At 68.7% G+C, this 26,396-nt stretch carries 27 protein-coding genes and 1 pseudogene; 14 read left to right on the forward strand and 14 right to left on the reverse strand.

What is annotated here, in order from left to right; genetic code table 11:
* The first annotated feature begins 123 nt into the window (after nt 1-123).
* Entirely contained in the window at nt 124-978 is an 855-nt protein-coding gene (sepH, locus tag ABZ863_RS22215; RefSeq protein WP_358538700.1) for a septation protein SepH, read from the forward strand.
* A 133-nt stretch (nt 979-1,111) separates the two neighbouring features.
* Here sepH and ABZ863_RS22220 read toward each other — a convergent pair whose 3' ends face one another.
* Nucleotides 1,112-2,263, reverse strand: a complete 1,152-nt coding sequence (locus tag ABZ863_RS22220) for an NAD-dependent epimerase/dehydratase family protein (protein WP_358538701.1) — start codon at nt 2,261-2,263, stop codon at nt 1,112-1,114.
* 168 nt (nt 2,264-2,431) lie between these two features.
* On the opposite strand from ABZ863_RS22220, the gene ABZ863_RS22225 reads away from it, so the two are divergent.
* Nucleotides 2,432-2,920: a GtrA family protein gene (locus tag ABZ863_RS22225; RefSeq protein ID WP_358538703.1), complete on the forward strand. Its 489-nt coding sequence runs from the start codon at nt 2,432-2,434 to the stop codon at nt 2,918-2,920.
* Nucleotides 2,921-3,016: 96 nt separating this feature from the next.
* Here ABZ863_RS22225 and ABZ863_RS22230 read toward each other — a convergent pair whose 3' ends face one another.
* The 5 genes from ABZ863_RS22230 to ABZ863_RS22250 all read right to left on the reverse strand — a co-directional run bounded on the left by ABZ863_RS22230 (nt 3,017) and on the right by ABZ863_RS22250 (nt 8,163).
* A complete protein-coding gene (locus ABZ863_RS22230) occupies nt 3,017-5,296 on the reverse strand; it encodes a glycosyltransferase family 2 protein (protein ID WP_358538705.1) in 2,280 nt (759 codons plus the stop codon).
* The gene (locus ABZ863_RS22235; protein WP_358538706.1) at nt 5,297-6,241 is read right to left on the reverse strand and encodes an NAD(P)-dependent oxidoreductase; all 945 of its coding nucleotides are present in this window, start codon (nt 6,239-6,241) and stop codon (nt 5,297-5,299) included. It abuts the gene before it with no gap.
* A gap of 76 nt (nt 6,242-6,317) precedes the next feature.
* Nucleotides 6,318-6,677, reverse strand: a complete 360-nt coding sequence (locus ABZ863_RS22240) for an MmcQ/YjbR family DNA-binding protein (RefSeq protein ID WP_358538708.1) — start codon at nt 6,675-6,677, stop codon at nt 6,318-6,320.
* A 20-nt stretch (nt 6,678-6,697) separates the two neighbouring features.
* A complete protein-coding gene (locus ABZ863_RS22245) occupies nt 6,698-7,306 on the reverse strand; it encodes a DUF2537 domain-containing protein (RefSeq protein ID WP_358538710.1) in 609 nt (202 codons plus the stop codon).
* A 2-nt stretch (nt 7,307-7,308) separates the two neighbouring features.
* On the reverse strand, nt 7,309-8,163 hold the full coding sequence (locus ABZ863_RS22250) for an RNA methyltransferase (protein ID WP_358538712.1): 855 nt from the start codon (nt 8,161-8,163) through the stop codon (nt 7,309-7,311).
* Between the two features lie 223 nt (nt 8,164-8,386).
* Between ABZ863_RS22250 and ABZ863_RS22255 the strand changes: the two genes are divergently transcribed.
* From ABZ863_RS22255 to ABZ863_RS22270, 4 genes are all read left to right on the forward strand, one after another.
* Complete coding sequence (locus ABZ863_RS22255; RefSeq protein ID WP_358538802.1) at nt 8,387-9,883, forward strand: glutamate-cysteine ligase family protein; 1,497 nt, start codon at nt 8,387-8,389, stop codon at nt 9,881-9,883.
* A 72-nt stretch (nt 9,884-9,955) separates the two neighbouring features.
* Nucleotides 9,956-10,567, forward strand: a complete 612-nt coding sequence (locus tag ABZ863_RS22260) for a TetR/AcrR family transcriptional regulator (RefSeq protein ID WP_358538714.1) — start codon at nt 9,956-9,958, stop codon at nt 10,565-10,567.
* A 66-nt stretch (nt 10,568-10,633) separates the two neighbouring features.
* A complete protein-coding gene (locus ABZ863_RS22265) occupies nt 10,634-11,287 on the forward strand; it encodes a biliverdin-producing heme oxygenase (protein ID WP_358538716.1) in 654 nt (217 codons plus the stop codon).
* A 162-nt stretch (nt 11,288-11,449) separates the two neighbouring features.
* Nucleotides 11,450-12,073 carry a superoxide dismutase gene (locus ABZ863_RS22270; RefSeq protein ID WP_358538717.1) on the forward strand — a complete coding sequence of 208 codons (624 nt, stop codon included), beginning with the start codon at nt 11,450-11,452 and terminating at the stop codon, nt 12,071-12,073.
* A 151-nt stretch (nt 12,074-12,224) separates the two neighbouring features.
* Here ABZ863_RS22270 and ABZ863_RS22275 read toward each other — a convergent pair whose 3' ends face one another.
* Genes ABZ863_RS22275 through ABZ863_RS22285 form a run of 3 tightly spaced genes read right to left on the reverse strand, consistent with a single transcriptional unit; the run spans nt 12,225 to nt 14,454 of the window.
* Entirely contained in the window at nt 12,225-13,556 is a 1,332-nt protein-coding gene (locus ABZ863_RS22275; protein ID WP_358538720.1) for an MFS transporter, read from the reverse strand.
* A gap of 33 nt (nt 13,557-13,589) precedes the next feature.
* The gene (locus ABZ863_RS22280; RefSeq protein ID WP_358538722.1) at nt 13,590-14,024 is read right to left on the reverse strand and encodes a MarR family transcriptional regulator; all 435 of its coding nucleotides are present in this window, start codon (nt 14,022-14,024) and stop codon (nt 13,590-13,592) included.
* Between the two features lie 52 nt (nt 14,025-14,076).
* Nucleotides 14,077-14,454, reverse strand: coding sequence for an isocitrate lyase/phosphoenolpyruvate mutase family protein (locus ABZ863_RS22285; protein WP_358538804.1), 378 nt, complete (start codon nt 14,452-14,454; stop codon nt 14,077-14,079).
* Here ABZ863_RS22285 and ABZ863_RS22290 point away from each other — a divergent pair.
* Nucleotides 14,422-14,643: pseudogene (locus tag ABZ863_RS22290) on the forward strand (helix-turn-helix domain-containing protein); the annotation flags it as partial. The gene ABZ863_RS22285 and the pseudogene ABZ863_RS22290 sit on opposite strands and share 33 nt — an antisense overlap.
* 150 nt (nt 14,644-14,793) lie before the next feature.
* Here the strand turns inward: ABZ863_RS22290 and ABZ863_RS22295 are convergent.
* Nucleotides 14,794-16,248 carry an NCS2 family permease gene (locus ABZ863_RS22295; RefSeq protein ID WP_358538724.1) on the reverse strand — a complete coding sequence of 485 codons (1,455 nt, stop codon included), beginning with the start codon at nt 16,246-16,248 and terminating at the stop codon, nt 14,794-14,796.
* A 46-nt stretch (nt 16,249-16,294) separates the two neighbouring features.
* On the opposite strand from ABZ863_RS22295, the gene ABZ863_RS22300 reads away from it, so the two are divergent.
* Nucleotides 16,295-16,567: a DUF2530 domain-containing protein gene (locus ABZ863_RS22300; protein WP_358538726.1), complete on the forward strand. Its 273-nt coding sequence runs from the start codon at nt 16,295-16,297 to the stop codon at nt 16,565-16,567.
* Between the two features lie 4 nt (nt 16,568-16,571).
* On the opposite strand, the gene ABZ863_RS22305 is transcribed toward ABZ863_RS22300, so the two are convergent.
* Both ABZ863_RS22305 and ABZ863_RS22310 read right to left on the reverse strand, forming a co-directional pair.
* Nucleotides 16,572-19,394: a molecular chaperone Hsp90 gene (locus tag ABZ863_RS22305; protein ID WP_358538727.1), complete on the reverse strand. Its 2,823-nt coding sequence runs from the start codon at nt 19,392-19,394 to the stop codon at nt 16,572-16,574.
* Nucleotides 19,372-20,154: a DUF3027 domain-containing protein gene (locus tag ABZ863_RS22310; protein ID WP_358538729.1), complete on the reverse strand. Its 783-nt coding sequence runs from the start codon at nt 20,152-20,154 to the stop codon at nt 19,372-19,374. Before ABZ863_RS22310 ends, ABZ863_RS22305 begins: the two co-directional genes overlap by 23 nt.
* A gap of 50 nt (nt 20,155-20,204) precedes the next feature.
* Between ABZ863_RS22310 and ABZ863_RS22315 the strand changes: the two genes are divergently transcribed.
* Genes ABZ863_RS22315 through ABZ863_RS22325 form a run of 3 tightly spaced genes read left to right on the forward strand, consistent with a single transcriptional unit; the run spans nt 20,205 to nt 23,324 of the window.
* Nucleotides 20,205-20,990 carry a glutaminyl-peptide cyclotransferase gene (locus tag ABZ863_RS22315; RefSeq protein ID WP_358538732.1) on the forward strand — a complete coding sequence of 262 codons (786 nt, stop codon included), beginning with the start codon at nt 20,205-20,207 and terminating at the stop codon, nt 20,988-20,990.
* Nucleotides 20,991-21,032: 42 nt separating this feature from the next.
* Nucleotides 21,033-22,817: an MFS transporter gene (locus tag ABZ863_RS22320; protein ID WP_358538734.1), complete on the forward strand. Its 1,785-nt coding sequence runs from the start codon at nt 21,033-21,035 to the stop codon at nt 22,815-22,817.
* Between the two features lie 9 nt (nt 22,818-22,826).
* A complete protein-coding gene (locus tag ABZ863_RS22325; protein ID WP_358538735.1) occupies nt 22,827-23,324 on the forward strand; it encodes a DUF2771 family protein in 498 nt (165 codons plus the stop codon).
* A 10-nt stretch (nt 23,325-23,334) separates the two neighbouring features.
* On the opposite strand, the gene ABZ863_RS22330 is transcribed toward ABZ863_RS22325, so the two are convergent.
* Nucleotides 23,335-23,721 carry a cold-shock protein gene (locus ABZ863_RS22330; RefSeq protein WP_358538806.1) on the reverse strand — a complete coding sequence of 129 codons (387 nt, stop codon included), beginning with the start codon at nt 23,719-23,721 and terminating at the stop codon, nt 23,335-23,337.
* Between the two features lie 161 nt (nt 23,722-23,882).
* On the opposite strand from ABZ863_RS22330, the gene ABZ863_RS22335 reads away from it, so the two are divergent.
* A complete protein-coding gene (locus ABZ863_RS22335) occupies nt 23,883-24,116 on the forward strand; it encodes a hypothetical protein (protein ID WP_358538738.1) in 234 nt (77 codons plus the stop codon).
* Here the strand turns inward: ABZ863_RS22335 and ABZ863_RS22340 are convergent.
* Nucleotides 24,055-24,708, reverse strand: coding sequence for an HAD hydrolase-like protein (locus tag ABZ863_RS22340; RefSeq protein WP_358538740.1), 654 nt, complete (start codon nt 24,706-24,708; stop codon nt 24,055-24,057). The two genes, ABZ863_RS22335 and ABZ863_RS22340, sit on opposite strands and share 62 nt — an antisense overlap.
* Nucleotides 24,709-24,798: 90 nt before the next feature.
* On the opposite strand from ABZ863_RS22340, the gene ABZ863_RS22345 reads away from it, so the two are divergent.
* Both ABZ863_RS22345 and ABZ863_RS22350 read left to right on the forward strand, forming a co-directional pair.
* Nucleotides 24,799-25,389: a TetR family transcriptional regulator gene (locus tag ABZ863_RS22345; RefSeq protein WP_358538742.1), complete on the forward strand. Its 591-nt coding sequence runs from the start codon at nt 24,799-24,801 to the stop codon at nt 25,387-25,389.
* Nucleotides 25,390-25,405: 16 nt separating this feature from the next.
* Nucleotides 25,406-26,365: a R2-like ligand-binding oxidase gene (locus ABZ863_RS22350; protein WP_358538744.1), complete on the forward strand. Its 960-nt coding sequence runs from the start codon at nt 25,406-25,408 to the stop codon at nt 26,363-26,365.
* Nucleotides 26,366-26,396: the final 31 nt, after the last annotated feature.

A 26,396-nucleotide genomic window follows, 5' to 3' on the forward strand; every position in this document is an offset into this window, starting at 1 on the left:
AGCCAAGACTGAACCAGCAAGATCGACAGTGGATATCCGGGTTGATCGGCGCGCCTCGCCCGCTGCGGCAACGCGCCGTCATACCGTGGATACCCACAGAGGTAACGCGCTTGGGAGGCGGGAATGCGAACGCTACGGGTTGTCGGACTACACGAGGACGGTAAGTCCATCGTGTGCGAAGACCCCGCGCGCCGCGAGCGATTCCTGCTGCCCGCGGACGAACGCCTGCGCGCGGCCGCCCGCGGGGACATCACGCGCCTCGGCCAGATCGAGATCGAGCTGGAGACCCAGATGCGACCACGTGAAATCCAGGCCAGGATCCGGGCCGGCGAGTCGGTCGAGCAGGTCGCAGCGGCCGCCGGGGTGCCGGTCCAGCGCGTCGAGCGGTTCGCCCACCCGGTGCTACTGGAGCGCTCGCGGACAGCGGAGCTCGCCCAGCAGGCACACCCGGTGCGCGAGGACGGGCCGGACGTGCAGACGCTCGGTGAGGTCGTCGCGCACTCGTTCGGCATGCGCGGTCAGGACTACGCCCAGGCCACCTGGGACGCCTGGCGGGGTGACGACGGCCGCTGGATCATCGGGCTGCACTGGTACGCGGGCCGCTCGGAGAACCGGGCGCACTGGTCGTTCTCGCCGGGAGCGCACGGCGGCACCGTGACGGCGATCGACGAGCACGCCGAGGCACTGCTCGACCCGACGTCCTACCGGATGCCCCGTGCGGTGGAGCTCAGGGGCGAGGCCGACGTCGAGCAGCCGATGCTGGACTACGGGCTGCCGACCGGAGGCACCGTCATCGAGGCGCCGATCCCGGAGCCGGACACCGACGACACCACCGAGACGGCGTACCGGCCGGGGAACCAGCCCGCCGCCGGCAATGGTCAGTACCAGGCGGCGAAGCCGAAGCCCAAGAAGAGCCGCCACCCCGCCGTGCCTGCCTGGGAAGACGTCCTGCTAGGCGTGCGCAGCCAGCGCGGCTGAATCAGCGGAGCCAAAGCACCCAAGGCCACCTTGGTTGCTTTGGTCAAACACCGCGACGCGGAGCGTCTCCGTTTGGGTGGCGGTGGGAGACGGGTGGGCGCAACCAAGGTGGCCTTGGGGGAGCTTCAGCAGGCTAGTTCTTCGGGCTCGCCCACTTGATCTTGGGCAGCATGTTCTCCATGTCCACCCGGTGCTTGTTCTCCTCGACGATGGGGAACAGCGACTCGATCAGCGTGTCCGACAGCATGTGCGGCTTCAGACCGAGCTCGAGCAGACCGGTGTGCTTGACGTTGTAGTAGTGCTCCGCGAGCTCCCAGCGCGGGTTCTCCATGTAGTCGATCTGCACCGGGCCGGGGAACGTCTCCGCCACCAGCTCGGCGACCTGCTTCACGGAGAAGCTCTCGGTCATCTGGTTGAACACACGGAACTCGCCACGCTCGGCCGGGTTCTCGACCGCGAGGCGCAGGCACTCGACGGTGTCCCGGATGTCGAGCATGCCGCGCGTCTGGCCGCCCTTGCCGTACACGGTCAACGGCTGGCCGAGCACGGCCTGGATGACGAAGCGGTTCAGCACGGTGCCGAACACGGCGTCGTAGTCGAGCCGCGTCACCAGCCGCGGGTCACGCACGGTCTGCTCGGTCTGCTGGCCGTACACCACGCCCTGGTTGAGGTCGGTGGCGCGCATGCCCCAGATCCGGCAGCCGAACTCGATGTTGTGCGAGTCGTGCACCTTGCTGAGGTGGTAGAAGGAGCCCGGCTTCTTCGGGAAGAGCATCCGGTCCTTGCGACCGTTGTGCTCGATCTCGATCCAGCCTTCCTCGATGTCGATGTTCGGCGTACCGTACTCGCCCATCGTCCCGAGCTTCACCAGGTGGATCTCGGGGTTGATCTCGGCGATCGCGTACATGACGTTCAGGTTGCCGACGACGTTGTTGTACTGGGTGTAGACCGCGTGCTCACGGTCGATCATCGAGTACGGTGCCGCCCGCTGCTCGGCAAAGTGGACGATCGTGTCCGGCTCGAACTCGCGGATCATCTGGTACACGAAGTCCGCGTCGACCAGATCGCCCACGTACATCGGAAGCTCCTTGCCGGAGACCTCCTTCCACGCCGCCACACGAACGCTCAGGTCCTCGATGGCGACAAGGCTCTGCGAGCCCAGCTCTTCGTCGTACTTTCTCCGAGCGAAGTTGTCGGCCACGGCGACTTCGTGACCGCAGTCGGAGAGGTGAAGTGCCGTCGGCCACCCCAGATAACCGTCACCACCAAGAACCAGGACTCGCACGACTCGACTGCCTCCAAATCGATACATCACGGTGCCCCGGAGGTGATCTCCACCGGGTCCACCTCTTGTCCGGTCCACCTTGTCCTAATAACGCTCAGACATCAACCCCGTGAAAATAAGAGGGACACCCGTGCGGCCACCGGAAAGGCTGTTGGCACAATAGAGAGTGTGAGCACCGTAACTGCACCAGCGCCCCCGCAGGAGCCACACGCCGGTCAGCCAAGGTTCTTTGCCCGCCTGGGAAGGGCCGCCGCCAGCTCTGCGCTGGCCACGGCGGTCAGCCAGGTGACGCTGATCGGACTGCTGTTCTGGGGCGCGAGCGCCACTGCCGCGAGCGCGGTCGCCTTCGTCGCCGGGGCCATCCCGAACTACTTCGTCGCCCGCCGCTGGGCCTGGGGACGCACAGGAAAACCGCACGTCAAGCGGGAACTTGTGCCCTATCTCGCAGTCATCGGCGTCGGCGCGCTGGCATCAGTGGGATTGACCACAATCGCCGGTATGTTCACCGAGCCACTGAACATTTCCGGTATCACGCGCATCATCGTGCTCGATGTCGCTTACCTGAGCAGCTATGCGGTGGTGTTCCTGTTCAAGTTCGCGTTGCTGGACAGACTGGTCTATCGCAATGCACAGGTTCGCATGGCGACCTCACAGTGAATTCACAGAATTCACTTCACCTGCACTTCACAAATTGCCTATAGCGCAACGCCCCCCGGCCTTCCACAATGGAGACTCGGGGACAAATCCGGCTGTTCAGGCCGTCTCGCGCGCATCCGTGGTGACCGGCACGACCCGGCCGGCCGCCGCGCTCCGCTTGCCACCACGCAACACGTACTCCCGCAACCAGGTTCCGGTCATCACCCGCGCATAGTTGGCGCCGTACTTGAGGCTGCGGCCCTTCTTGCTGGCACCGTTGTTGCGCAGGTGCATCGACATGGGCACCTCCAGCACGCGCGCACCGCGCGCCAGCACGCCGAGCAGCAGCTCAGAGGACTGGTACTGCGGCTCGCGCAGCGTCACCGAAGTCGCCAGCTCCGCGGTCATCCCACGGAATCCGAACGAGGTGTCGGTGATCTTGCGCAGGGTGAGGACGGAGGCGAGCACCGCGAACACTCGCACGCCGAGCCAACGGACCCTGCTGTCGTACTCGCCGGTGCCGAGCCTGCGCGAACCGGTCACGAAGTCGGCCGATCCGTCGATCAGCGGTTCGACCAACATGGGCATCTCGTCGTTCTTGTACTGCCCATCCGCGTCAGTGGTCACGATGTACTTCGCGCCACAGGCGGCCGCCACGTGGTAGCCGAGCCGCAACGCGCCGCCCTGTCCCCGGTTGCGCGGAGCCACGCACACGTAGGCACCGTTGTCCGCCGCGACCTCGGCGGTGTTGTCGGTGGCACCGTCCACCACGACCAGCGTCGACACCGGCAGGCCAGCGCACTCGGCCGGCATGTTGCGCAGCACCGCACCGATGCCGTTGGCCTCGTTGTAGGCGGCAATCACCACCACGAGCGGGGTCAGCCGGCCATCGCCGTAGCGTTGGCGGAATTCGGCGACCGCGGCGGAGTCCACATCGTCGGGGTAGTCCGGCAACCTGGGCCGCACCGTCTTGCCAGTACCGGGATTCCGCTTGCCGAGCCCGAACATCGCCGCGACCCCGAGCACACCGCCCAGTGGCAGCAACACGAGTACGGGCAGCTGGTAACGCCAGGAGAACTCGAAGGCCGCCGAACCGAGCAGGATGATCAGGCCGCTGCCCGTGGCCAGTAAGGCCGCCGCGCGCAGCCCGGAACGCCGTGCCTTGCCGACACCGAGCGCGCCCAGAATCCCGAGGAGCGCGGCCAGCGCCAGTGCCGGCCCCCAGGTATAGCCGCCGTTCAGCTGGTAATCGCGGAGGAAGGAGGCCAGCTCGACGTTGGTGCTCGGCAGCACACCGTCGTAGGCCAAGGTTGTCGCGTTGTAGTTCTGCACGGCTTCCTCACCGATGTCGTGAAACGGGTAGCTGATCTGGAACTGCCAGCGCTCGGCCGGCACGTCATTGAGCGAAGTCGTCTTGACCGGCGCGAAGTTCTTCCCGAAGTCGCCGAGGATGGCCAACGCGAAGTCCACCGGCTGGTTGCGGATGACCGTCATCGCGAACTCGTTGGCCAGCTCGGGTTTCGTCCTGCCGTCCGGCAGCGGGACATACGGCCAGTTCGGGTCCCCGTACCGGAAATGGGTGTAGTAGTCGACGCCAAGCCGCTGGTCCCGCGGTTCCGGCGGGCAGAAGATCAGCAGGCCGGGATCACCGGTCGGCAACTTGCTGCAGTCCGCGACGGTGGCGGTGCGCCCATAGAACACATTGCCCTGCGCACCGGTCAGCCCCCATTCGCCCGCCTGGGACCAGTAGTACCCGGAGTAGGAGCCGAGCGCGATCGCGAACGTCGCCAGCCCCGCCACACCGCGGACCGCGATGCGCTTCCAGCCGGCGCGGCTGCGCCACGCTCCACCGGCGAGGATCAGGTACGCCACCATCGGGACGATGAGGGTGATCCCGATGGTCCGGGTGACCACCGCCGCGGCGAGCAGCAGACCCGCCAGCGCCGCACGTTGCCACCGCGGCTCTCCGCGTGAGAGCAGTACCCACAGAAAACCCACGAACAGGGCCTGGAACCAGACCTCTGACATGAGGTTCTCTTCGATCTGGAGCTGGTAGGCGTCCAGCAGAACCGGTGCCGCGACGATCGCGGCGAGCCAGGTGCGCGAGGTGTATCGCAACGTCAGCGCGTACAACGCGAGCGCCATCAGCACACCCACGATGTGCTGTACCGCCGCCACGAAGCCGAGCCCGCCCAGCTGCAGCAGTCCTTTGAGGACGACCGTGTAGCCGAGCGGGTTCAGGTCGGTCGGGCGCAGTTGTTCCAGGTTGTCCAGATAACGGAACGTGTCGATGTACAGCAGCGCAGGCTGGTACGCGAGCCACGTCAGTACCCGCAGGGTGATGCCCGCGGCCAGCAGGAGCAGCAGAAGCCAGTGGCGGCGCAGGATCGCTGTCACTCAGCGCACTTTCTGCCTGTCGTGGTCGAGGAAGTACTCCCAGGTTGCGGCGAGTCCGGCCTTGAGGTCGTAGGCCGGCGTGTAGCCGATGGTCTCCGCGCTGCGCGAGATGTCGACCACGACGGCCGGCATCTCACCGCCCGGCGCAGGCACGTGTGCGACCGGGATCGGGCAACCGGTGACCTGGCGGACCGTCTCGATCAGCTCCAGCACCGACACCGAGCGGCCGGCACCGACGATGGCCCTGCCGACGTGACCGGAGTCCCAGGCGAGCGTGATGCCCCGCACCACGTCGTCGAGGAACACCAGATCACGTCGCTGCAGGCCGTCGCCGTAGACCTTGACGCCGCCGTCGGTCAGCGCGGCACGCATGAGCCGCGGCACGAAACTGTCCTTGTGCGACATACCGGGCCCGTAGACGTTGGTGAAGCGCAGCGCACAGGTCGTCATGCCGAAAGCGCCCGCGTAGCCAGACATCAGCATCTCGCAGGCTGCCTTGGTGGCGCCGTACGGAGTGAGCGGCCGCAGCGCGAGATCGTCGGTGATCGTGCTGGTGCCCACGTCGCCGACCACCGCGTTGGTGGACGCGAGGATGAACCGCGGCACACGGTGCATCCGTGCCAGCTCGAGCAGTTCGTGGGTGATCGCGACATTCTCGGTGTAGGTCCTGGCGGGCATCTCCACCGAACGCAGCACCGAGGTCACCGCGGCGAGATGGATGATGCCGTCGGTGCCGGGCAGCACGGCGCGTTCCCGGATCTCCGGATCCGCCAGATCGCCCCGGATCACGACGACACCCTCGTCCTGCACCGCGCACGGCTCCCTGTCGACGACGGTGACCTGCGCACCACGTTCACGAAACGCGGCGACCACCGCCCGCCCGATGAAGCCGCTACCGCCCGTGATCACGACATTGCACACGTCGCCAGGGATCAACGAAGCCATGGCCGCCAAACTACCCTTCGCCCGAATGGAGCCTTTCAGGGTGTTCCTTATTACTGGGACAACCAGCACAAACGTGCTAGGAGTCCAGGCGGGCGACCAAACTCTTCGGGGCGATCATCCGGTAGGCGTCGGTGACCAGCTCGGCGATCTCCGTCCAGTCGACGGTTACGTCGAGCCACACACCGAGCCAGCCGCGATGGCCGACATAGGGCGGGCGGAAGAACCGGTCGGGGGCGTGCGCGACGAGGGCCTCCTGCGCGCCCGGCGGCGCCGCGCACCAGAAGGCGACCCGATCATCGTGGTGATGGTCGGCGTAAGAAACGAAGGTCTTCTTGCCGCGGACGAACCACGTCGGCTCGCCATGGCTGAGCCGTTCACTGGTCTCCGGCAGAGCAAGGCACAGCTCGCGCAGACGCGGCAGCGGGTCGTCGGCCATGCGACACAGTGTGTCGCAGATCAGAACACGATGACCAGAACCCCGATCCACGACACCACGACGCCTGCGGCCGCACCCAGCACGACCCAGCGCACGATCGGCAGTTTGCGGCCGAGCCACAGCGACGGCGAAATCCCCGCGGTGACCACGAGCGCGGCGACGACCGCGATCCAGTCCGCGGTCTCCGTCGCCAGCGTGTTGATCAGTGCGAGCAGTGCGACAGCAACGAAGACGGCGATGAACAGGGCCACCAGCAGCCCGGTACCCCACGGCGGACGCGGATCGACGCGCGGCGGCGAACCGAGCAGGCGCTGGACCTGCGTGGTACGGGACGGTCGTTCCGGCGGTGCCACCACGAACTCCTGCCCCGTCACCGGATCCTGGTAGCTCACCGGCACGCCGAGCGCCGTCGCGACCCGGCCGGCGAGCTGGTTGCCCCGGCGTGTGACCACCTCGGCGCCCTGATCGTTTCCGGTCCGCTGCACGGCCGCGGCGACCCGCGCCCACTCGTGCAGCGCGTTGGCGAGATCGCTGCTGAGTGCGAGCTGGTGTGGATCGGCCTCGGCACCGTCCCCGCTGGCGAGCACCGCACGGTCGCCGTATATCCGCAGCACGACTTCCGTGGCCACGATCACCGCTCCCCCCGCGTACCGGCGGCCGCCATCGTCGCGCCGGTGGCCGATCTGGTCGTCAGCTCGTAGAACGCGACCGCCGCGGCCGTCGCGATGTTGAGCGAGTCCACCCCGTCGGCCATCGGGATGCGCACCGCGAGGTCGGCAGCGGCGAGCGCCTCTTCCGACAACCCGTGCCCCTCCGACCCGAGCAGCAGCGCGATCCGCTCCCCCGCGGCCGCAGGCAGGTCGCGCAGGTCCACCGCATCCGCCCGCGGAGTGAGCGCCGCGATCCGGAAACCGTGCGCACGCAGCACATCCAGCGAGGCAGGCCAGTCCTCCAGCCCGGTGAACGGCACCCGTAGGACGTTTCCCATCGAGACTCGCACGCTGCGCCGGTAGAGCGGGTCGGCGCAGCCGGGACCGAGCAGTACCCCGCCGACGCCGAGTGCCGCGGCGTTGCGGAACAGTGCGCCGAGGTTCTCGTGGTCACCGACACCCTCCAGCACGGCAACCACACCGGCGCCGGCGAGGACCTCCTCCACCGGCGGCCGCGCGACACGATCGGCGACAGCGAGCACGCCACGGTTGAGGTGGAAGCCGACAACGCGCGCCATGACGTCGGCAGAGGTCACGTAGGCCGGTGCGGTCACCCCGGCGAGGTCGTCGGCGAGTTCGGCGAGCCTGCGCTCGACCCCGAGAACAGCACGCACGCGGTATTGCGACTCCAGCAGCCTGCGGACGACGACGGTCCCCTCGGCGATCACCAGACCGCGGCCACCCGGCCGGTCAGGGCGGCGGTCGGCGGTCGTGAGATCGCGAAACTCATCGAGCCGCCGATCGGCGGCATCCTCGGTGTAGATCAAAGACGCCACCTGCCGAGTCTCCCATCCTCCGCTCGCCGGGGCATCTGTGCTCCGAATGTGGGTACTCCCATGCTACGAACAGTTGATGTTGCTCTCTGTTAGGGGCAGGTGACGCCATGGCACCAGTTTGGCCGCTAGCTCCGGCCCCCTGGATATGCCACCGTTTCCCGCTGGCAGACAAGGGTGCCAAGGCGTTCGGGAAGCCGTGGCCGGAGCGGAAAAGGGATACGCCATGGGCAAGGACGTGTCGCCGGGCTCCTCCACTCCACGGGACAGGGGGCGCTACCGCCGCAAGATGCAGCGCTGCCTCGACACGCTCGCACGCATGCTCGCGGACGGCAGCTTCTCCTTTCCCCGCAAGCACATCGGGCTCGAGGTCGAGTTGAACCTCGTGGACGAGGCGATGCGGCCCTCGATGACCAACGCCACAGTGCTCGAGGCGCTCGGCGACCCGTCGTTCACCACCGAGCTGTCCCAGCACAACCTCGAACTGAACGTGCCACCGCGCCCGCTCGACGGGGACTCCGCGCTGCAGCTGGAAGACGACCTGCACGCCTACCTCGGCAAGGCCACTGTGAAGGCCGAGGAGACCGGTGCACTGGTGGCCGTGATCGGCATCCTGCCGACGTTGAGCATCGAGCACTTCGACCAGAAGTGGATCACCGGCAACGCGCGCTACTCCCTGCTCAACGACCGCATTCTGGCTGCCCGTGGCGAGCACACACTGCTGGCCCTGGACGGCACCGGCCTGCCAGGTCAGCAGCCGGAACGGCTGCGCAGCTACGCCGAGTCGATCCTGCCCGAGGCGGCGTGCACGTCGGTGCAGCTGCACCTGCAGGTGGGGCCGGAGGAGTTCGCAGCGCACTGGAACGCCGCGCAGTGCCTGGCCGGCATCCAGGTGGCACTCGGCGCCAACTCGCCGTTCCTGCTCGGCAAGGCGCTCTGGCACGAGACCCGGATCCCGTTGTTCCTGCAGGCCACCGACACCCGGCCGGAAGAGCTGAAGAACCAGGGAGTGCGGCCACGGGTGTGGTTCGGGGAGCGGTGGATCACCTCGATCTTCGACCTGTTCGAGGAGAACGTCCGGTATTTCCCGGGGCTGCTGCCGGAGACCGACGACGAGGACCCGATGGAGGCGCTGGAGTCCGGGAAGGCACCGAAACTGTCCGAGCTGCGGCTGCACAACGGCACGGTATGGCGATGGAACCGGCCGGTGTACGACGTCGTGGACGGCAAACCGCACCTGCGCGTGGAGAACCGGGTCCTGCCTGCCGGGCCGACGGTGGTGGACATGATGGCCAACGCGGCGTTCTTCTACGGCGCCCAGCGCGCGCTCGCCGAACAGGAACGGCCGGTGTGGACGCAGATGTCGTTCCAGGCTGCTGAGGAGAACCTCTACGCGGGCGCACGCAACGGTTTCGACGCGCAGCTCTACTGGCCGGGCATCGGCTGGATCCCGCCGGACGAGCTGGCGTTGCGTGTGCTGCTGCCGCTGGCCTACGAGGGACTTCGCAACTCCGACGTCTCGGCGGCGGCGGCCGATCGCTACCTCGGTGTGATCGAGCGGCGCTGCGTCACCAAGCGGACGGGCGCCGCCTGGCAGCGGGAGACCGTGGCCAGGGCACAGGAGCGGGGCATCGACCGTGACTCCGCACTGGCCACGATGCTCGCCCGCTACCTCGAGCTGGCGAAAGCCGGCGAACCGGTCCACGCGTGGCCGGTAACCTGATTCCTCGTGAGTGCGCAATCGGCGGGTGTGCGCACAACCACCTGCCGCGCATGACCGTCGGGAGGTGCTCGTATGCCCAAGATCATCGGTAGCTCACTGCACGAGCATCGGGAGCAGGTCCGCGCCAAGGTCTTCGACGCGCTGCGCCACCAGCTCTACGAGCGGGGTTTCAACGCGATCACGCTCGCGAGCGTGGCTGCGGAGGCAGGACTCGGGCGCACGGCCATCTACAACCACTTCCCGGACAAGGAACAGCTGCTCGTCGCGTTCGTCGAACAGGAGGCCGCCCAGTACGTGCACCGGCTGCACGAGGCCGTCGCCGCGGAGCGCGATGCCGTGGCGAAGCTCGCGGCGTTCGTCCGGCTCCAGTTGCATTCGCTGGCCGACTATCACCTCCCGCCAGGAGGCACGCTGTCCGCGGCACTGGCGCCGGCTGCGTACCGGCGGGTGGCCGCGCACGCGGATCCCATCACCGAACAGCTGCACGACATCCTCGCCGAGGGCATGCGAACCGGGGCGCTACCACGCCAGGACCCCGGCATCGTGGTCCCCATGATCGTCGCCGCACTCGGCGCCAGCCAGGTCGTCGACGTGCCAGGCGAAAGGCTCGACGAGGCCATCGACGCGGCGGTCCGGTTCATTCTTCGCGCGGTTGGAGTAAAAGCCGACGACGACGAGCTCTGAGACTCGCCCGGCGGGCTACGCTCTTTTCTGACACGGTGTCAGAATCGGGAAGGGCGTGGTGCGGCGATGGTGTTCTCGGTGTTCTCGCAGACGTTGCGTGAGTCGACCCGGCAGGTACACGACCGAGCACACCACTCCCGATACATGAACGCCCTGCTCAGTGGTTCCCTGACGCTGGACGGCTACACGAGGCTGGCCACGCAGCACTACTTCATCTACCGCGCATTGGAAGAGACCGGTGCTGCGCTGGCAGGCGATGCGGTCGGCGCGCCGTTCGTCATCGACGAGCTGCACCGGACGCCGGCGCTGGCCGCGGATCTGGAGTTCCTCATCGGGCCGGACTGGCAGGCGCGGATCGAACCACTGCCCGCGACGCAGGAGTACGTGCACCGCGTGCACACCGTGGCCCGCCATTGGGCCGGCGGCTACGTCGCCCACCACTACACGCGCTATCTCGGTGACCTCGCCGGTGGGCAGGTGGTCGGCGCCCTCCTCCAGCGCAGGTACGGCATCGCGGGGCCAGGGGCGCTGTTCTACGACTTCACGAGCGTGGGCAACCCGCACGCGTTCCGCCTGCGCTACCGCGCGCTGCTGGACCAGGCGCCGTGGGACGAGGCCGAACGGAACCGGGTCGTCGAGGAGACGCTGGCCGCATTCGAGCTCAACATCGCGGTGCTCGACGACCTCGCGGAGGGGCTCGAGGAGTATCTCGCCGCCTGAGTGGTAACCCAGCGGTGTGGCGGTTGTAACAGCCGCTTGACCTCAACTTAGCTCGACATAGCAAGGTCAACTCCAAGGCAGCCGGGTTCGCATGCTGTCTTGGCTGCTACTAGGTTTGCAACCAGCAGGACTTATCTGGAAAAGACGGAAGAAGGAGGGCTAATGCCCACGTACGAGCTCCCCGATCTCGACTACGACTACGGCGCCCTCGAGCCGCACATCTCGGGTGAGATCAACGAGCTGCACCACACCAAGCACCACCAGGCGTACGTGAACGGCGCGAACCAGACCCTGGAAAAGCTCGCCGAGGCACGCGACGCCAACGACTTCGGCTCGATCGTGGGCCTTGAGACGACGCTGGCGTTCAACCTGGCTGGTCACGCCAACCACGTCGTGTGGTGGAAGATCCTGTCGCCGAGCGGTGGCGACAAGCCGACCGGCGAGCTGGCCGCCGCCATCGACGACGCCTTCGGCTCCTTCGACAAGTTCAAGGCGCAGTTCACCGCCGTCTGCACCACGATCCAGGGGAACGGCTGGGGCGCCCTGTCCTGGGACCCGATCGGCAGGACGCTGATCACCCAGCAGCTGCGCGACCACCACAACAACCTGATCCTGCCGACCGTGCCGATCCTGCTGGTGGACGTCTGGGAGCACGCGTTCTACCTGCAGTACAAGAACGTGAAGCCGGACTACGTCAAGGCCCTGTGGAACATCTTCGACTGGGCCGAGATCGGCAAGCGCTTCGAGGACGCCAAGGCAGGCCGCAACGGCCTGCTGCTCGGCTGACGAAACGGTCCCCAAGGCCACCTTGGTTTATGGTGGCCTTGGGTGCACATCAGCTGCACAGGGAACGAGGCCCCGCACCGGTTACCCGGTACGGGGCCTCGTCCGTTCCCGAACTGACTGCCGCTCCCACCACGAAGCGGACTCCCTAAGGTTAGCCTAACCTCAGCTCGTTCTGCAAGGGGGTCCGCGCAGCGACCTTCCGCGCGCGGCGCAGGACCAGGGCGCAGGCCACCACCGCGAGTGCTGCGACCGCCCCGCCAATGTAGAACGGCGACCGTCCACCGAACTCCTCGGCCATCCAGCCCGTCATCAGGCCGCCCACCGGGTTGCCGCCCAGCAGCACCAGCACGTACAGGCCCATCACGCGCCCCCGCATCTGCGGGCTGACCGACGTCTGCACCAGCGCGTTGGCCGTGTTGAGGAACGTGATCGTCGCCAGGCCGAGCGGGATGAGCGCGAGCCCGAACAGCAGGTAGGTCGGCATGAACGCGGTGCCGAACTCGATCACCCCGAGCGCGAAGGCGGAGAGCAGCAGTAGCCGCACACTCGGCTTACGCCTGCTCCCCCGCCGCGCGGACGCCAGCGCACCGGTGAACGTGCCGACGGCCAGCAGCGTCGAGAACAACCCGTAGCCGTCGGCCTGCGTGCCGAAGACGTTGGCGGCCACGATGGCCAGTGAGGTGAAGAACGTGATCCCGAAGGTGCTGACGAAGAACACCAGGACCATGACCGTCATCAGGTCCGAACGACCACGCACGTAGCGCAGGCCCTCGCGGAGCTGGCCCTTGGCGCGGGCCACACCGGGCCCACGGAAGAGCTGGTCGGCCTTCATGAATGCGAGTCCGGCGATGACGGCCGCCGTGCTGACCGCGTTGGCGATGAACAGCCAGCCGGTGCCGACGGCGACGATCGCGAATCCGGCGATGGCGGGGCCGACGATCCGCGCCATGTTGAAGATCGACGAGTTGAGCGCGACGGCGTTGGCGACCTGCTTGCGGCCGACCATCTCGGCGACGAACGACTGCCGTGTCGGAACCTCCAGCGCCGAGAAGCAGCCGAGCACGAAACACAGCAGGTACACGTGCCAGAGCTGGACCACCCCGGCCACGTCGAGCACACCCAGCACTGCGGCCTGCGCACACACACCCGCCTGGATCGCGATCAGCAGCTTGCGCTTGTCCACCCGGTCGGCGAGCACCCCGGCCCACAGCGACAGCAGGAGCGTTGGCGTGAACTGCAGCGCGACCGCGATACCCAGCGCGACCGGGTCGTTGCCGCTGAGGGTGAACACGAGCCAGTCCTGGGCAATGCGCTGCATCCAGGTACCGACGTTGGAGATGATCTGACCGGAGAAGAACAGCCGGTAGTTGCGCACACGCAGCGAGGCGAACATGCCTTGCTTGGGCGGCGCGGGGGCGGCGCGGCCGGTATCGCGGGTAACGGATGGTTGGGGTGTCTGCGCTTCGTTACCCGTGATACTCACGCCGTGTTGTCGCCTCCTATGAGGGTGGGGGCGTCAGCTGTTGCCCGCCATCCTGTCGATGATCTCGGCGGCTCTGGAGAGCACCTCGCGCTCCTCGCCGCTCAGTTCTGCCAATCTCTTGTCCAACCACGCCTCGCGCACCGAGATGGCCGCGTGCACGTAGTCGAGTCCCTTGTCGGTGATCGCGACGATCGCCTGCCTGCCGTCGGTGGGATGCGGGCTCCGCACGGCGTAGCCCGCCTCTTCGAGCGCGGCGATCACCCGCGTCATCGACGGCGGCTGCACGCCTTCCTTCGCGGCCAGCTGGCCCGGCGTCATCGCACCGCACTTGTGCAGAGCCGACAGCGCGGAGATCTGGGTCAGCGAGAGGTCCTCGCTGGTTCGCTGCGCCCGCAGCCGCCGGTTCAACCGCACGACCGACACCCGCAGGCGGCTCGCCAGCGATCGGTCATGGGCAGGGTCGGGCATATCCTTAGCATACCTTAGGATCTCGCGAACGGAGTAGCTGCCGTGAGTCAGCTCATGAACCGGCCGTGAGGCGCTGGATGTCGGCGTAGGTGGGCAGGTCCGCCGCGACCGGATCCCCGTCGCGGATCGCGATCGCCGTTCCAGCGGCGGCATGCAGCGCGGCGCGGAACAGGAGCGACCCGGTACTGATGCGCCGCACACCCAGCTCGCCGAGCTCACGCGCGGTGAGCCCGCCCGGCAGGGCGAGGACGTTGAGCGGCAGCCCGATGCCCACGAGAGCGGGGACGTCCGGGAGCCTGCCCGGTACGAAGATCCCGTCCGCGCCGGCCGACCGGTAGCGCTCGGCGCGGGCCAGCGTCGCCGCCGGACTGCCGTCATCGATGCCGAGCCAATAGGTATCGACCCGTGCGTTGACGAACAAGGCCGGCACGCGGTCCTGGCCGCACTGCTCGCCGATCGCACCTGCGGGCGTTTCTGCCTGGCGCTGCTGGACGGGCGTGCCTGGATCGCGGGTGAACTGGCCACGCTCGCCGGAGTCACCGCGCCGACGGCGAGCGAGCACCTCGACCGCCTGGTGTCCGGCGGCCTGCTCGTCGAACGCAGGCAGGGCGGGCACCGCTCGCCGCACACTCCGATCCTGCGCCGGAGCGGACGCGGAGCCTGTGTGCCGCCAAGGGTGTCGGCAGCGATCGCGCGGTACGCCTGACACCTGCCGGCGTCGGCGCACTGCGCGACCGGCTGTCCATCGACGCCGAGCGCCGCGGCCTGGTCAGCTGAACAGCGCCTGGATCGGCCCGATGGCGAAGTAGACGACGAAGGCCGCCGAGACAATCCACAACAGCGGGTGCACCGAGCGGGCACGGCCGGTGGCCGCCTGCAGCAGCACGTGGCTGACGAAGCCGGCACCGATGCCGTTGGCGATCGAGTACGTGAAGGGCATCACCACGATCGTCAGGAAGGCGGGCAGCGCGACCGCGAAGTCCCGGAAGTCGATCTCGGCGATCTGCCGGATCATCAGCGCGCCGACCACCACCAGCGCGGGCGCGGCCGCCTCGATCGGCACCACCTGGTACAGCGGCGTGAAGAACATGGCCGCGATGAAGAGCAGCCCGGTGACCACGTTCGCGAGGCCGGTGCGGGCACCCTCCGCGATGCCGGAGGCCGACTCGATGTAGACGGTGTTGGAGCTGGACGACGAGGCGCCACCGGCGACCGCCCCGAGCGAGTCGACGAACAGCGTCTTGCCGACGTTGGGCAGCTGACCCTTCTTGTCGACGAGACCGGCCTCCTTCCCCAGCCCTGTCATGGTGCCGATCGTGTCGAAGAAGTCGGTGAGCACCAGGCTGAACACCAGCAGGGCCGCGGTGATCGCAGGCACCTGCACCCACGCGCTGAAGTCGACCTGTCCCAGTAGCGACAGGTCGGGCAGCCCTAACACGTCCTGTGGCAGCGCCGGATAGCCGAGGTTCCAGCCCGCCGGGTTCTCCCCGCCGGACGGGCCCACGTTGACGATGGCCTCCACGATGATCGACAGCACGGTGCCGAACAGCACGCCGATGAGTATCGCGCCCTTGACCTTGCGGGCGATGAGGATGGCCATGACCACGAGCGTCACCACGAAGACGGCAGTGGGCCACGACGCGATCGAGCCGTTGATGCCGAGCTGCACCGGCGTGCCCGAGCCTGCGCGGACGAACCCGGCGTCCACCAGGCCGATCAGGGCGATGAACAGGCCGATGCCCACGGCGATCCCGGCCTTGAGCTGCGAGGGAACGGCGTTGAAGACCATGCTCCGCACACCGGTTACGACCAGCAGCAAGACGACGAGACCGTTGACCACCACGAGCCCCATCGCGGCTGCCCACGTCATCTGCGGCGCGAGGGTAAAGGCCACGAGCGCATTGATACCCAGCCCGGCGGCCATCGCGAACGGGTAGTTCGCGATGACCCCCATCAGGATCGTCATCACCCCGGCCACCAGCGCCGTCACCGCGGCGACCTGGGGTACGCCGAGGATCGCGCCGGTCGAGTCGGTCTTGGCACCCGGCCCCTCGGCCGAGAAGCTGCCGAGGATCAGCGGGTTCAGCACGACGATGTAGGCCATCGTCACGAACGTGACGAGCCCGCCACGCAGTTCCCTGCTGACGGTCGATCCGCGTTCAGTGATCTGGAAGAAGCGGTCGAGCCGTGACCGCGCCTGCTTCTCGGCGGTCGCCTGTGCCATTGTCACCTGCCTCGGGGTCGGGAGTGGCAGCGGTAGCCTGTCCTACGTGGACGAAGCCGGCAACTCCCCCCGTGTAACAGGACGGTTTCGTCCGCCGCCGGAACTTCCGAGGGCACTGGTCGGCCTCTGGGTGCCGGCGATCGTCGGCACCGTGGCGTGGTTCCTCGCGTTCGCCGTCCTGCTCGTGCTGGGCGTGGACGGCGTATGGCGCTGGACAACACTGGCCGGCGGCGGACTCGGCTTCGTCGGTTTCGGCATCATCGCCTGGCAGTCGGCGGCGTCACGACGGGGATCCCGCGGCGCCCAACGCGGCCTTTAGTGTTCTAGCCGAGTAGCGTCCGCGGGTCGGGATCGTCGAGGAGTGCGGCGAGCACGGCGCGATCGGCCCAGCGGTCGGCGGCCCAGGCGAAGGCGCGGGCGAGGCCGTCCGTGGTGTCGCCCGCGTGCAGCGCCCCGTCGAACCACCACGACGCCGGCTGAGTTCCGACCGTGAGCTTCTCGTGCACGACAACGCCGCCATCGGGCACCGGAACCCCCAGCAACTCCGCGACCTGCACGATCGCGGGCAGCTCCAGCCACGTCACGAACTCGCCCTCGCTGGCGACCTCCGCCGTTGTCTCGTCACCGGCCAGCGGCACATCCAGCACCTCGGCCAGCGCAGGCGCTTCCGCGTAGTCCGGCAGCGCGACGAGCCGGTTCGCCGGCCACACCGCGAGCAGCCACGGAGCGTCGAGCACCACCGCGTCCGCGGCATCCACCACGGAGCCGTCCAGCACCCGCACCTGCTCGGGTGGTTCGACGTCGTCGGGTTGCTCGGCCGCGAGAGCGGCATGCGCGCGCAGCACGAGCCCCGGCAGGAGATCCCGCTCGGGGTCGGCGAGCCGGTCGCACAGCGCCTGCGTGTCCTCGGCGCCGTTCAGCGTGAGGTCGGTACGCACTCCGATCGCGGCGAGCAGCTCCGCGGGCAGGCCGACATCGGGCACCGGATCGAAAAGCCCAGCCAGGTGCTCGGCGGCGGGCAGCCGCCAGTCACCGGGTGCCTGCCCGGCGAGCAGCGCGGCGCGGGCGAGCCACCACCGAGTGTGCCCGCCGGGCAGAGTGAGCGCTCGCCAGGTTCCGGGCCGCGCCGCGAGTAACCGGACTGCCGCGGGCCAGGCGTCGTCGGCGACGAGATCCAGATCGCGCACCGCGAGGATCCTCGCAGGTGGCACCGGCTGCGCGTCCCACCACTCGGCCTCGTCGGGCAGCTCATGGTCGGGTCCCACCGGTTCCTCGTCGTCGATCACGACGAAGCCGTCCAGCACCCCGGCATCGGTGAGCACGCCGGTGGGCCAGCCCGCGGCGAACTCCGCATCGAGCACGTCCAGTGGTGCGTCCTCGCCGAGCGCCTCGGAATCGAGCACATCGAGCAGATCGGCGCCGGGCAGCACGAGCTCGTCGGCACGCCGCCAGCCCGCGCGGCCGGGCAGTGCCAGTGCGCCGAGTTCCGCCACGTGCGTGTGCTCCGCCAGCCGCAGCACTGTCTCGGCAAGCGGCAATACGTCCACACCGGACAGTGCATCGTCGACGCTGCGGTGCACGGCCTCGCGCAGCGCGGGGGAATCCAGCAGTTCGGCAGCCCCGGCGCGGACGGCACCGAGGCGTTCCAGCAGTGGATGCGCCGCGTCCGGATGCACGATGTGCAGGCCGACGATGTCGACATCGGCGAGCAGCCCGGCATCGTCGAACAACAGGGCACCACGCGGGCCGGGGATCGTCCGCCCATCGGCGAGCGGCACGGGCAGCGCGCCCAGCTCCTCGGCTTCCAGAGCCCGCTGCTCGACGGCGGTGAACAGCGCGTCGTAGAGGGCCCGCCACCATGCGGGCGCGCGCTCGATCCCGGTCACCGCCTCGACCAGCTCTTCCGCGTTCACGGTTGCGGTGTCCACCGCGGCGAGGACACGCGCCGGGCCGGGACCACACAGCGGCGCTGCCACGAGTCCAGGAAGCACGTCGGCGAGCAGCTCCACGAGCCGCGACGAGTCGATGCCGAACACACGAGCCCGCTCCCCAGCCAGCTCGCCACCTGCTGCCGCGGGCAGCCAGGCGTCACCGGCGAGCCGCAGGGTGACCAGCTCGCGCAGCATGGTGTCCACTTCGGACAGTGGGAACCGGGCTCTCGGCACCAGCGCGAGCCGGTGCTCGGCAGGCAAGGCGCGCACCAGCGCCGGGTAGGCCGCGGCCGCGGCACCCAGTGCCGCGCGGGTGTCGTCGCCAGCGAGGAGCCGCCGCCGGGACGGCTCGACGGGCACCGAGGCGAGTAGCCGCGCCGGCAACGACAGCCGTTCGTCGCTCGGGGTCGGCGTGTGCAGCACGTCCTCGCCCACCGGCTCTGGCACCCCGTCGGCGGTCACCGGCACCGCCCACACGCAACCGTCGGCGGCGTGGGTGAGCCAGCGGCTGCGCTCACCCTCCGGCGAGAGCAGTTCGACAACGCCCGCACCGTTCTCGCGTCGCCATACGGCGCCCGCGACGTCGATCTCGGCGAGCCACGGCAACGCCAGCAGCAGATCGGGCACCTCGGAGCCGACCCTGGCGAGCAGCTCGCCAGCGTCCACTCCAGGGCGCAACGGAAGCCGGACCTCGGTGTCGAAGCCGGCCGGCAGGGGCGGTTCGGCGGCGGGCAGTGGCCAGGGCAGCCGCAGGATCGGCACCTGCCCGGAACGTCCTGAAGCCGTCCTGGTGCGCTCGTCGGAGAACGCGACACCACCCGTGCGGGACACGACGCGCGGCTGCGAGGTCACCGCGAGGACGGCGGCGAAGCCGACACCGAACCTGCCGACCGTGCCGTCGCGCTTGGCCGAGGCACGCAACGACGCGAGCGCGGCCACTCCCTCGGCATCCAGCGGCGCACCGGTGTTGGCCACCCGCAGCTCACCGTCCACAAGCGACACTCGAAGCCTGCCGGGGCTGCCCGCCGTGGCGGCCGCGTCGGCGGCGTTCTGCGCCAGCTCGACGAAAAGCCGGTCCCGGTAGCCACCGACCCGCAGGTCGTGCTCGGCGTTGGTGTCCTCTGTGAACCTGGTCGGCGAGTCCTGCCAGGCCCGCAGTACTGCCGAGCGCAGCGCGTCGGCGCCGAACGGTTCAGGACCCGGCTGGCTGCTCACCGCTCGCCGGTTCCATGTCGAGCAGCGAGTCGTCGTACACCAGTTCCGCTACCGGAACCGACGACGTCACCTCGACCTCGATCTCGGAGTGCGCCCCGCAGCCGTACTCGGCGTGCACCACGTGGCCGTCGGCCGGCGCGAACTCGTTGCCGCACACGCCGAACGCCGACCGCAGCGAACCGCCGAGCCGGAGGTAGAAGGCACACGTGCCGCACACCTCAGGCGCGCTGCGCGCCATGTCGGAACGTGGGCCGAACTCGCCGCGGTGCCAGCGGGTCGCCGCCTCCTCCCTGCCGTGCCGGGACATGACCCGGACCCGGCCGAGGCCGAGTTCGTGCGCTGTCTCGGTGACCTCCGCATCGACGGAGTCGAGGTAGGCAGGCACCAGCCGCGTGTCGTCGGCGTCGGTCGGGAAGATGTCACCGACCCCGAGGTCTCCCGGTCGCACACGGCGCTCCCACGGCACCCAGCGGGGCGCCACGAGCGCATCAGGCCCCGGCCGCAGCACGACCTCGCTCACGGTCACCGGGTCGTCAGGGCCCGCGGCGGCCACCGTCACCGACCAGCGCCACCCCCGGTATCCCGGCAGTGCCGAGTCGAACAGGTGGGTCAGCGACACCGCGTCCTCGTGCTCCACACCGACGTGCTCGCCGACGTGCTCCACGCCGGCGTCGTGCACGGCGGCCGCACGGGCCGGCTCGACCGCATCGACCAGCTTCTGGCGGATGGCGCCGTCGTCGAGGGTGAGCAGCAGGGTCATGCCTCAATTGTGCAGCACGTAACCCAGCGCGTTCGTGTCAGGCTAGTGACGTGAGACGGCTGATGAGTGTCCTGGTGGTGACGACCGCGCTGGCCGCGTGCGGTGCGACGACGGAGGAGCCCGCCCCGGCCACGCAACCCGAGCGGCTACGGGTCGAGGTGCTCGAGGTCCTGCCACACGACACCAGCGCGTTCACCCAGGGCCTCGAGTTCGTGGGCGACACGTTGTACGAGGGCACCGGCCTGGTGGGCCGCTCGTCGCTGCGGGCAGGTCCAGCGGGACAGGAACCGACGGCCAGCGTCGCACTGCCCGAACCCCTCTTCGGCGAGGGCATCACCGTGGTCGACTCGACGATCTGGCAGTTGACCTGGCAGAACGGCATCGCCATCGAGCGCGACCGCGACACGCTGGCCGAGCGGCGCCGGGTCGGCTACTCCGGCGAGGGCTGGGGACTGTGCCACCAGCCGGAACGCGACCGCCTGGTGATGAGCGACGGCACCGCCCGGCTGACCTTCCGTGATCCGCGGACCTTCGCTGCCACGGGTTCGGTGACCGTCACCGACGGCGGGACGTCGGTCGATCAGCTGAACGAGCTGGAGTGTGTTGGCGAGGATGTCTACGCCAACATCTGGCAGACCGACGAGATCGTGCGGATCAACTCGGCCAGTGGCGCCGTCACCGCCCGTATCGACGCCTCCGGCCTGCTGGAACCCGGCGAAGAGCGCGGCGCGGACGTGCTCAACGGCATCGCGGTGTATCCGGGTACGGACCAGTTCCTCATCACGGGCAAGCTGTGGCCGAAGATGTTCCGGGTGAATCTCGTCCCGGCGGCATAATCACACAGCACGGGCCGCCCCGAGTACGGCAGGATTGGGTGCATGCGTTCCAGCAGACGGGGGAAGCGGAAATGGACACCCGAGCCCGGGTCGCACCAGCCGCGGGCGGAACGCACCCCGGCACCGCCACCAGCACGACCGACACGCGTTCACCGGCCTGGACCACCGCCGACGGCGGACGAAGCGCCGACCGGTGCCATGCCCGTGCCACCACCACAACAGCCAGGGCAGCCACAGCGACGGCCCGGCCCGCCGCACCGTGGCGCGCGCCCGTACCCGTCGCCGCCACCGCGGCCGTGGAACCAGCCGCCGCGGACTGACCACGAGACCGACTACGAGCGGTACGACACGGGTGGCTACGCCCCCGGCCAGCCGCGGGACACCCCGGCCATCGACGGCGCACCCGACGACCGCACGCAGGCCGAGCACGGGTTCGACGGAAGCGACCGGAGCCTGCCACGGCTGCCGAAGAAGCTCACCGTCACGCGGGTCGCCGCGCTGCGCGGGCGCCAGCTCAGCGGCCAGGCTGTCGATGCGTTCCGGCGTGCGACCCGCGCGGACGGCGCCGACAAGTCGGGGCTCACGTCGCTGACCTACGCCGTCATGCTCAACTACGCCAGCGATGCGGCCATGGCCATCGCACTGGCCAACACCCTGTTCTTCGCCGCCAGCAGTGGCGAGAGCAGGGGCAGGGTCGCGCTGTACCTGCTGATCACGATCGCCCCGTTCGCGCTGGTCGCTCCGGTGATCGGCCCCGCACTCGACCGCATCCAGCGTGGGCGCAGGCTCGCGATGTGTGTGGCCTCGGCGGGTCAGGCACTGATGTGCGTGCTGATGGCGGTCAACTTCGAATCCTGGGCGCTGTACCCGGCCGCGCTCGGGAAGATGGTGCTCTCGAAGTCGTTCATGGTGCTCAAGGCGGCGGTCACGCCACGGGTGCTGCCACCGGAGATCACGCTGTCCAAGACCAACGCGCGGCTGGCCGTGTTCGGCCTCGCGGCAGGCGGCGTGTTCGGTGCGATCGCCGTGGGCATCAACTCGATGTTCAGTTCCTCGGGAGCGCTGTTGTTCACGGCGCTCATCTGTGTGGTGGGCGCCGTTCAGGCAATGCGCATCCCGTCCTGGGTGGAGGTCACCGAGGGCGAGGTCCCCGCCTCGCTCACCCAGCGCAGCCCGGTGCAGAAGAAACGCCAGCCGATGGGCAGGCACATCGTGGTCGGGCTCTGGGGCAACGGGACCATTCGCGTGCTGACCGGGTTCCTGATGATGTTCGCCGCGTTCGCGGTGAAGGCACAGACCGAGGACGCAGGCCACAGCCCGTTCGTCCAACTGCTCCTGCTGGGCATCATCGGTGCCGCCGCGGGCACGGGTGGCTTCCTCGGCAACGCGCTCGGCTCCCGGATGCACTTCGGCAAGCCCGACCAGGTGGTAGTCGTCTGTGTCGCGGCCACGCTCGCGTCAACGGTCCTGGCCGCGCTACTCGCCGGTCTGGCGACGGCAGCCATTGTCGGCCTGGTCGGCGCCACCGCCAGCGCGATGGCCAAGAACAGCCTCGACTCCGTGATCCAGGACGACCTGCCCGAGGAGTCACGGGCATCGGCGTTCGGCCGTTCTGAGACGGTGCTGCAGCTGGCCTGGGTGTTCGGCGGGGCGGTCGGCCTGCTGCTGCCGCCGACGTACTGGATCGGCTTCCTGGTCGTATCGGTGCTGCTGGCACTGGGCCTGACGCAGACGATGCTGGTGCGCAAGGGCACCTCGCTGATCCCGGGGCTCGGCGGCGACCGGCCGTTGCGCCCCGATCCCGCCGGCGCGGGGCCGAGACCGTAATCTCCGGGTATGCGACGTGGGGTAGTAGCACTGCTGGCCGGTGCCGCGGTGGCGCTGACGGGATGTTCGGCGCCGAGTCAGCCGGAGATCACCTTCTTCGCCGATGGCAGGACGGTGGTCGCCGATCCGCTGATCTACTGCGACGCCCTGGTCACCAAGTGCGCTGACCACGGCGATGCGGTGCACCTGCAGGTACGTCCCGGGAAGCCGGTGCAGGTGTCGGTGCCCAGTGAGGTGTCCGGCACACCGTGGGCGGTCAACGTCCAGTACGTCAACGGTGCGGGCCAGCTCCAGCCGGTACGGCAGCAGGTGTTCACCGACGGCAAGCAGCACGCCTACACCGTCACCACCGGCGCCGATGAGCAGCTCGTCGTGGTGGAGATCCAGCAGCTCGGCGCGGCCTACGCAGCCGACCAGCAGGGCAACCCGATCCTCGACGAGAACGGGCAACCCCAGCTGGTCGTGCGCGGCGTGTGGTCGCTGCAGATCAATCCCGCGCAGTCCTGAGCACAGCTGATCACGGGTCGAGGTCGCGTGCCACCGCGCGCATGACGTCGGCAATCCGCTTGATGTTCTTGCGGTCGGGGTAACGGCCACGGCGCAGGTCCGGCTGGACCTTCATCTCCAAGAGCTTGATCATGTCCTCGATGAGGCCGTGCAGCTCCTCGGCGGGACGGCGGCGTGCCTCGACCACAGACGGCGGCGGGTCGAGCAGCCGGACCGACAACGCCTGCGGGCCCCGCCTGCCGTCGGCCACACCGAACTCGAGCCGTTGCCCGGCCTTGAGGGCCTCCACCCCCTGCGGTAGCGCGGATTTCCGGATGTAGACGTCCTCTCCGCCATCCTGTGTGACGAAGCCGAACCCCTTCTCCGCGTCGTACCACTTGACCTTGCCGGTCGGCACTGCCCTCACCCGTTCCTTCACTACTTCAGCAGCGGATCGGCCGCCATGGCCTGCCCGCACGACGAACGCGCCCCAGGTGCGTACCCAGGACGCGTGTCAGTCAAGCCTATCTCGCCACATACCGTACGGAGAAGTACATTGCTCGCCTTAGAATGTCCCGTATGGAGACCGCCACCCGCGACGAAGCCACGACCAGCGACAGCAAACCCTGGTTGATGCGACTGGGCATCGGGCTGTTCGCCATCGGCATGCTGGCCGTCGTCGTGGTGTTCATCCTGTTCGCCGTCGGCTTCCAGGACCTGCCGGTATGGCTCTCGGCGGCAGCGGGTGTGATCACGCCGCTGGGCCTGCTCCTCGGGCTCGCCGCTCTCGTGCGCGAGCACCGGAAGGGCTGACCAGCCACTCAGGGAACTCGGCCAGCGAGTCCAGCACCACGTCCGCGCCGGCTTCGAACAACTCGTCCCGTGTGCACGGCCCGGTGACGACACCGACGGCCGTGGCACCCGCTGCCCGCGCGCCAGCCATGTCGCCGGCGTGATCGCCGACGTAGGCGAGGGCATCGTGCTCCCGAAGGGCCGTTGCCTTGCCGGTCGCCCACAGGTCACCGACGAGCACGTCCACGGCGAAGCCGAGCGACTCGACGTGCAAAGCCGCGTTGGGCCCGTACTTTCCAGTCACCACAAGGGTTGTGCCAGCGACCGCCCGCACGGCGTCGAGTGCCGCCGCGGCCCCTGGCAGCGCGACCGTACGTGGCACGACCACCTCGGGATAGATCTCCCTGAACCGCGCGATCAGCTCCGGGATGCGCTCCTCCGGTGCGTCGTATCCGCGCAACGCGTGATCGAGCGGCGGGCCAAGGTTGGCGGCGAAGTGCTCGCCGTCGAGGGCGAGCCCGGACTCCTCGCCGAGCCGGGTCATGGCCGCGATCATGCCTGGCCTCGGATCTATCAACGTCATGTCAAGGTCGAACCCCACGCAGATCCCCACGTGATCACCGTAGCGGCCGGCCCTCTTTGACACATTCGCAGGCGATGTCGAACTGCTTGACACCATGACGATCTGTGTCAAGCTAGCCTTGTGACCGATATCACCAGCTTCACGGAGCGCACGCGGGCCTCCCTGCGTGAGCAACTGCTGGACGCCGCCGCCGAACTGCTGCCGAGCCGTGGTTACGCCCGGCTGCGGATGGCCGACGTTGCGGCGGTCGTCGGGGTGAGCAGGCAGACGGTCTACAACGAGTTCGGCGGAAAGGCCGCGCTCGTGCAGGCGGTGGCGTTGCGGACGATGGCGGAGTTCCTCGACGGCATCCAGCACCGGCTCGACGCCGAAGCCGACGTGGCCGCCGGGATCCGGGCCGCTTCGGCCTTCACGATCGAGCACGCCAGGCAGAACCGGCTCGTCGCCGCGGCACTCGGCACCGAAGCCGGTGAGGATCTGCTGCCGCTGCTGACCACGCGGGGCGAGCCGATTCTGCGTGCGGCCACCGAGGTGGCCCAGGGCTACCTGAGCGAGCGCGTGCCGGGCCTGCGGAACGTGGCGTTCATCGCCGAGACGCTCACCCGGCTCACGCTGAGCCATCTGGTGCTACCGACACACACCGCCGAGGAGGCGGCCGACGAGGTGTGCGCGGTGATCACATCCCTCATCCATTCGTCCACGACGACGTGACACGGAGGAACCCACCATGACCGGCACCATGTCAGCGCACCGCACCGGATTCCAGTCCCTGCGCCGGGGCGGCCTGAACTGGGAGTCGTTCCCGCTGCGGCTGTTCGCCAAGGGCAACCGCAAGTTCTGGGACCCTGCCGACATCGACCTCAGCGCCGATCGCACGCACTGGGAGTCGCTCGAGGACGAGCTGCGGCGCGCGGCGACCTACCTGTGCGCGCAGTTCGTCGCCGGTGAAGAGGCCGTGACCGAGGACATCCAGCCGTTCCTGAAGGCCATGGCCGCTGAGGGCAGGCTCGGCGACGAGATGTACCTGACGCAGTTCTGTTTCGAAGAGGCCAAGCACACGGCGATCTTCCGGCACTGGATGGACGCCGTCGGCCTCACCGGTGACCTGCATCCCTACGTCGCCGACAACCCGCACTACCGCACGCTGTTCTACGAGGAGCTGCCACAGTCGCTGCACGCGCTGGAACAGAACCCCAGCCCCGCCAACCAGATCCGCGCGAGTGTGACCTACAACCACGTCATCGAGGGCAGCCTGGCGCTCACCGGCTACTACGCCTGGCAGAAAGTCTGCACCAGTCGCAACATCCTGCCGGGCATGCAGGAACTCGTCCGCCGCATCGGCGACGACGAACGCAGGCACATGGCGTGGGGCACGTTCACCTGCCGCAGGCACGTCGCCGCAGACGACTCGCTGTGGGAGGTCGTACAGCAGCGCATGGCCGAGCTGCTCCCGCACGCGCTGGACATGATCCAGTGGGTCGACGCACAGTTCGACGAGATGCCTTTCGGCATCGCCAACGAGGAGTTCGTCCAGTACGCCGCCGACCGGGCGCAGCGCAGGCTCGGTGCCATCGAGTCCGCCCGCGGCGCCGACATCGCGGCAATCGACGTCGACTACTCGCCGGAGCAGCTGGAAGAGACCTTCGGCGCGGAGGACGCGCAGGCCTTCGCGGAGGTTGTGCGCTGAGTAGGGGCGCGGTGCGGCCGGTGCCGCACCC

Origin of the sequence: Saccharomonospora sp. NPDC046836, from assembly GCF_040645195.1 — a bacterium.
Lineage (GTDB): Bacteria > Actinomycetota > Actinomycetes > Mycobacteriales > Pseudonocardiaceae > Prauserella_A.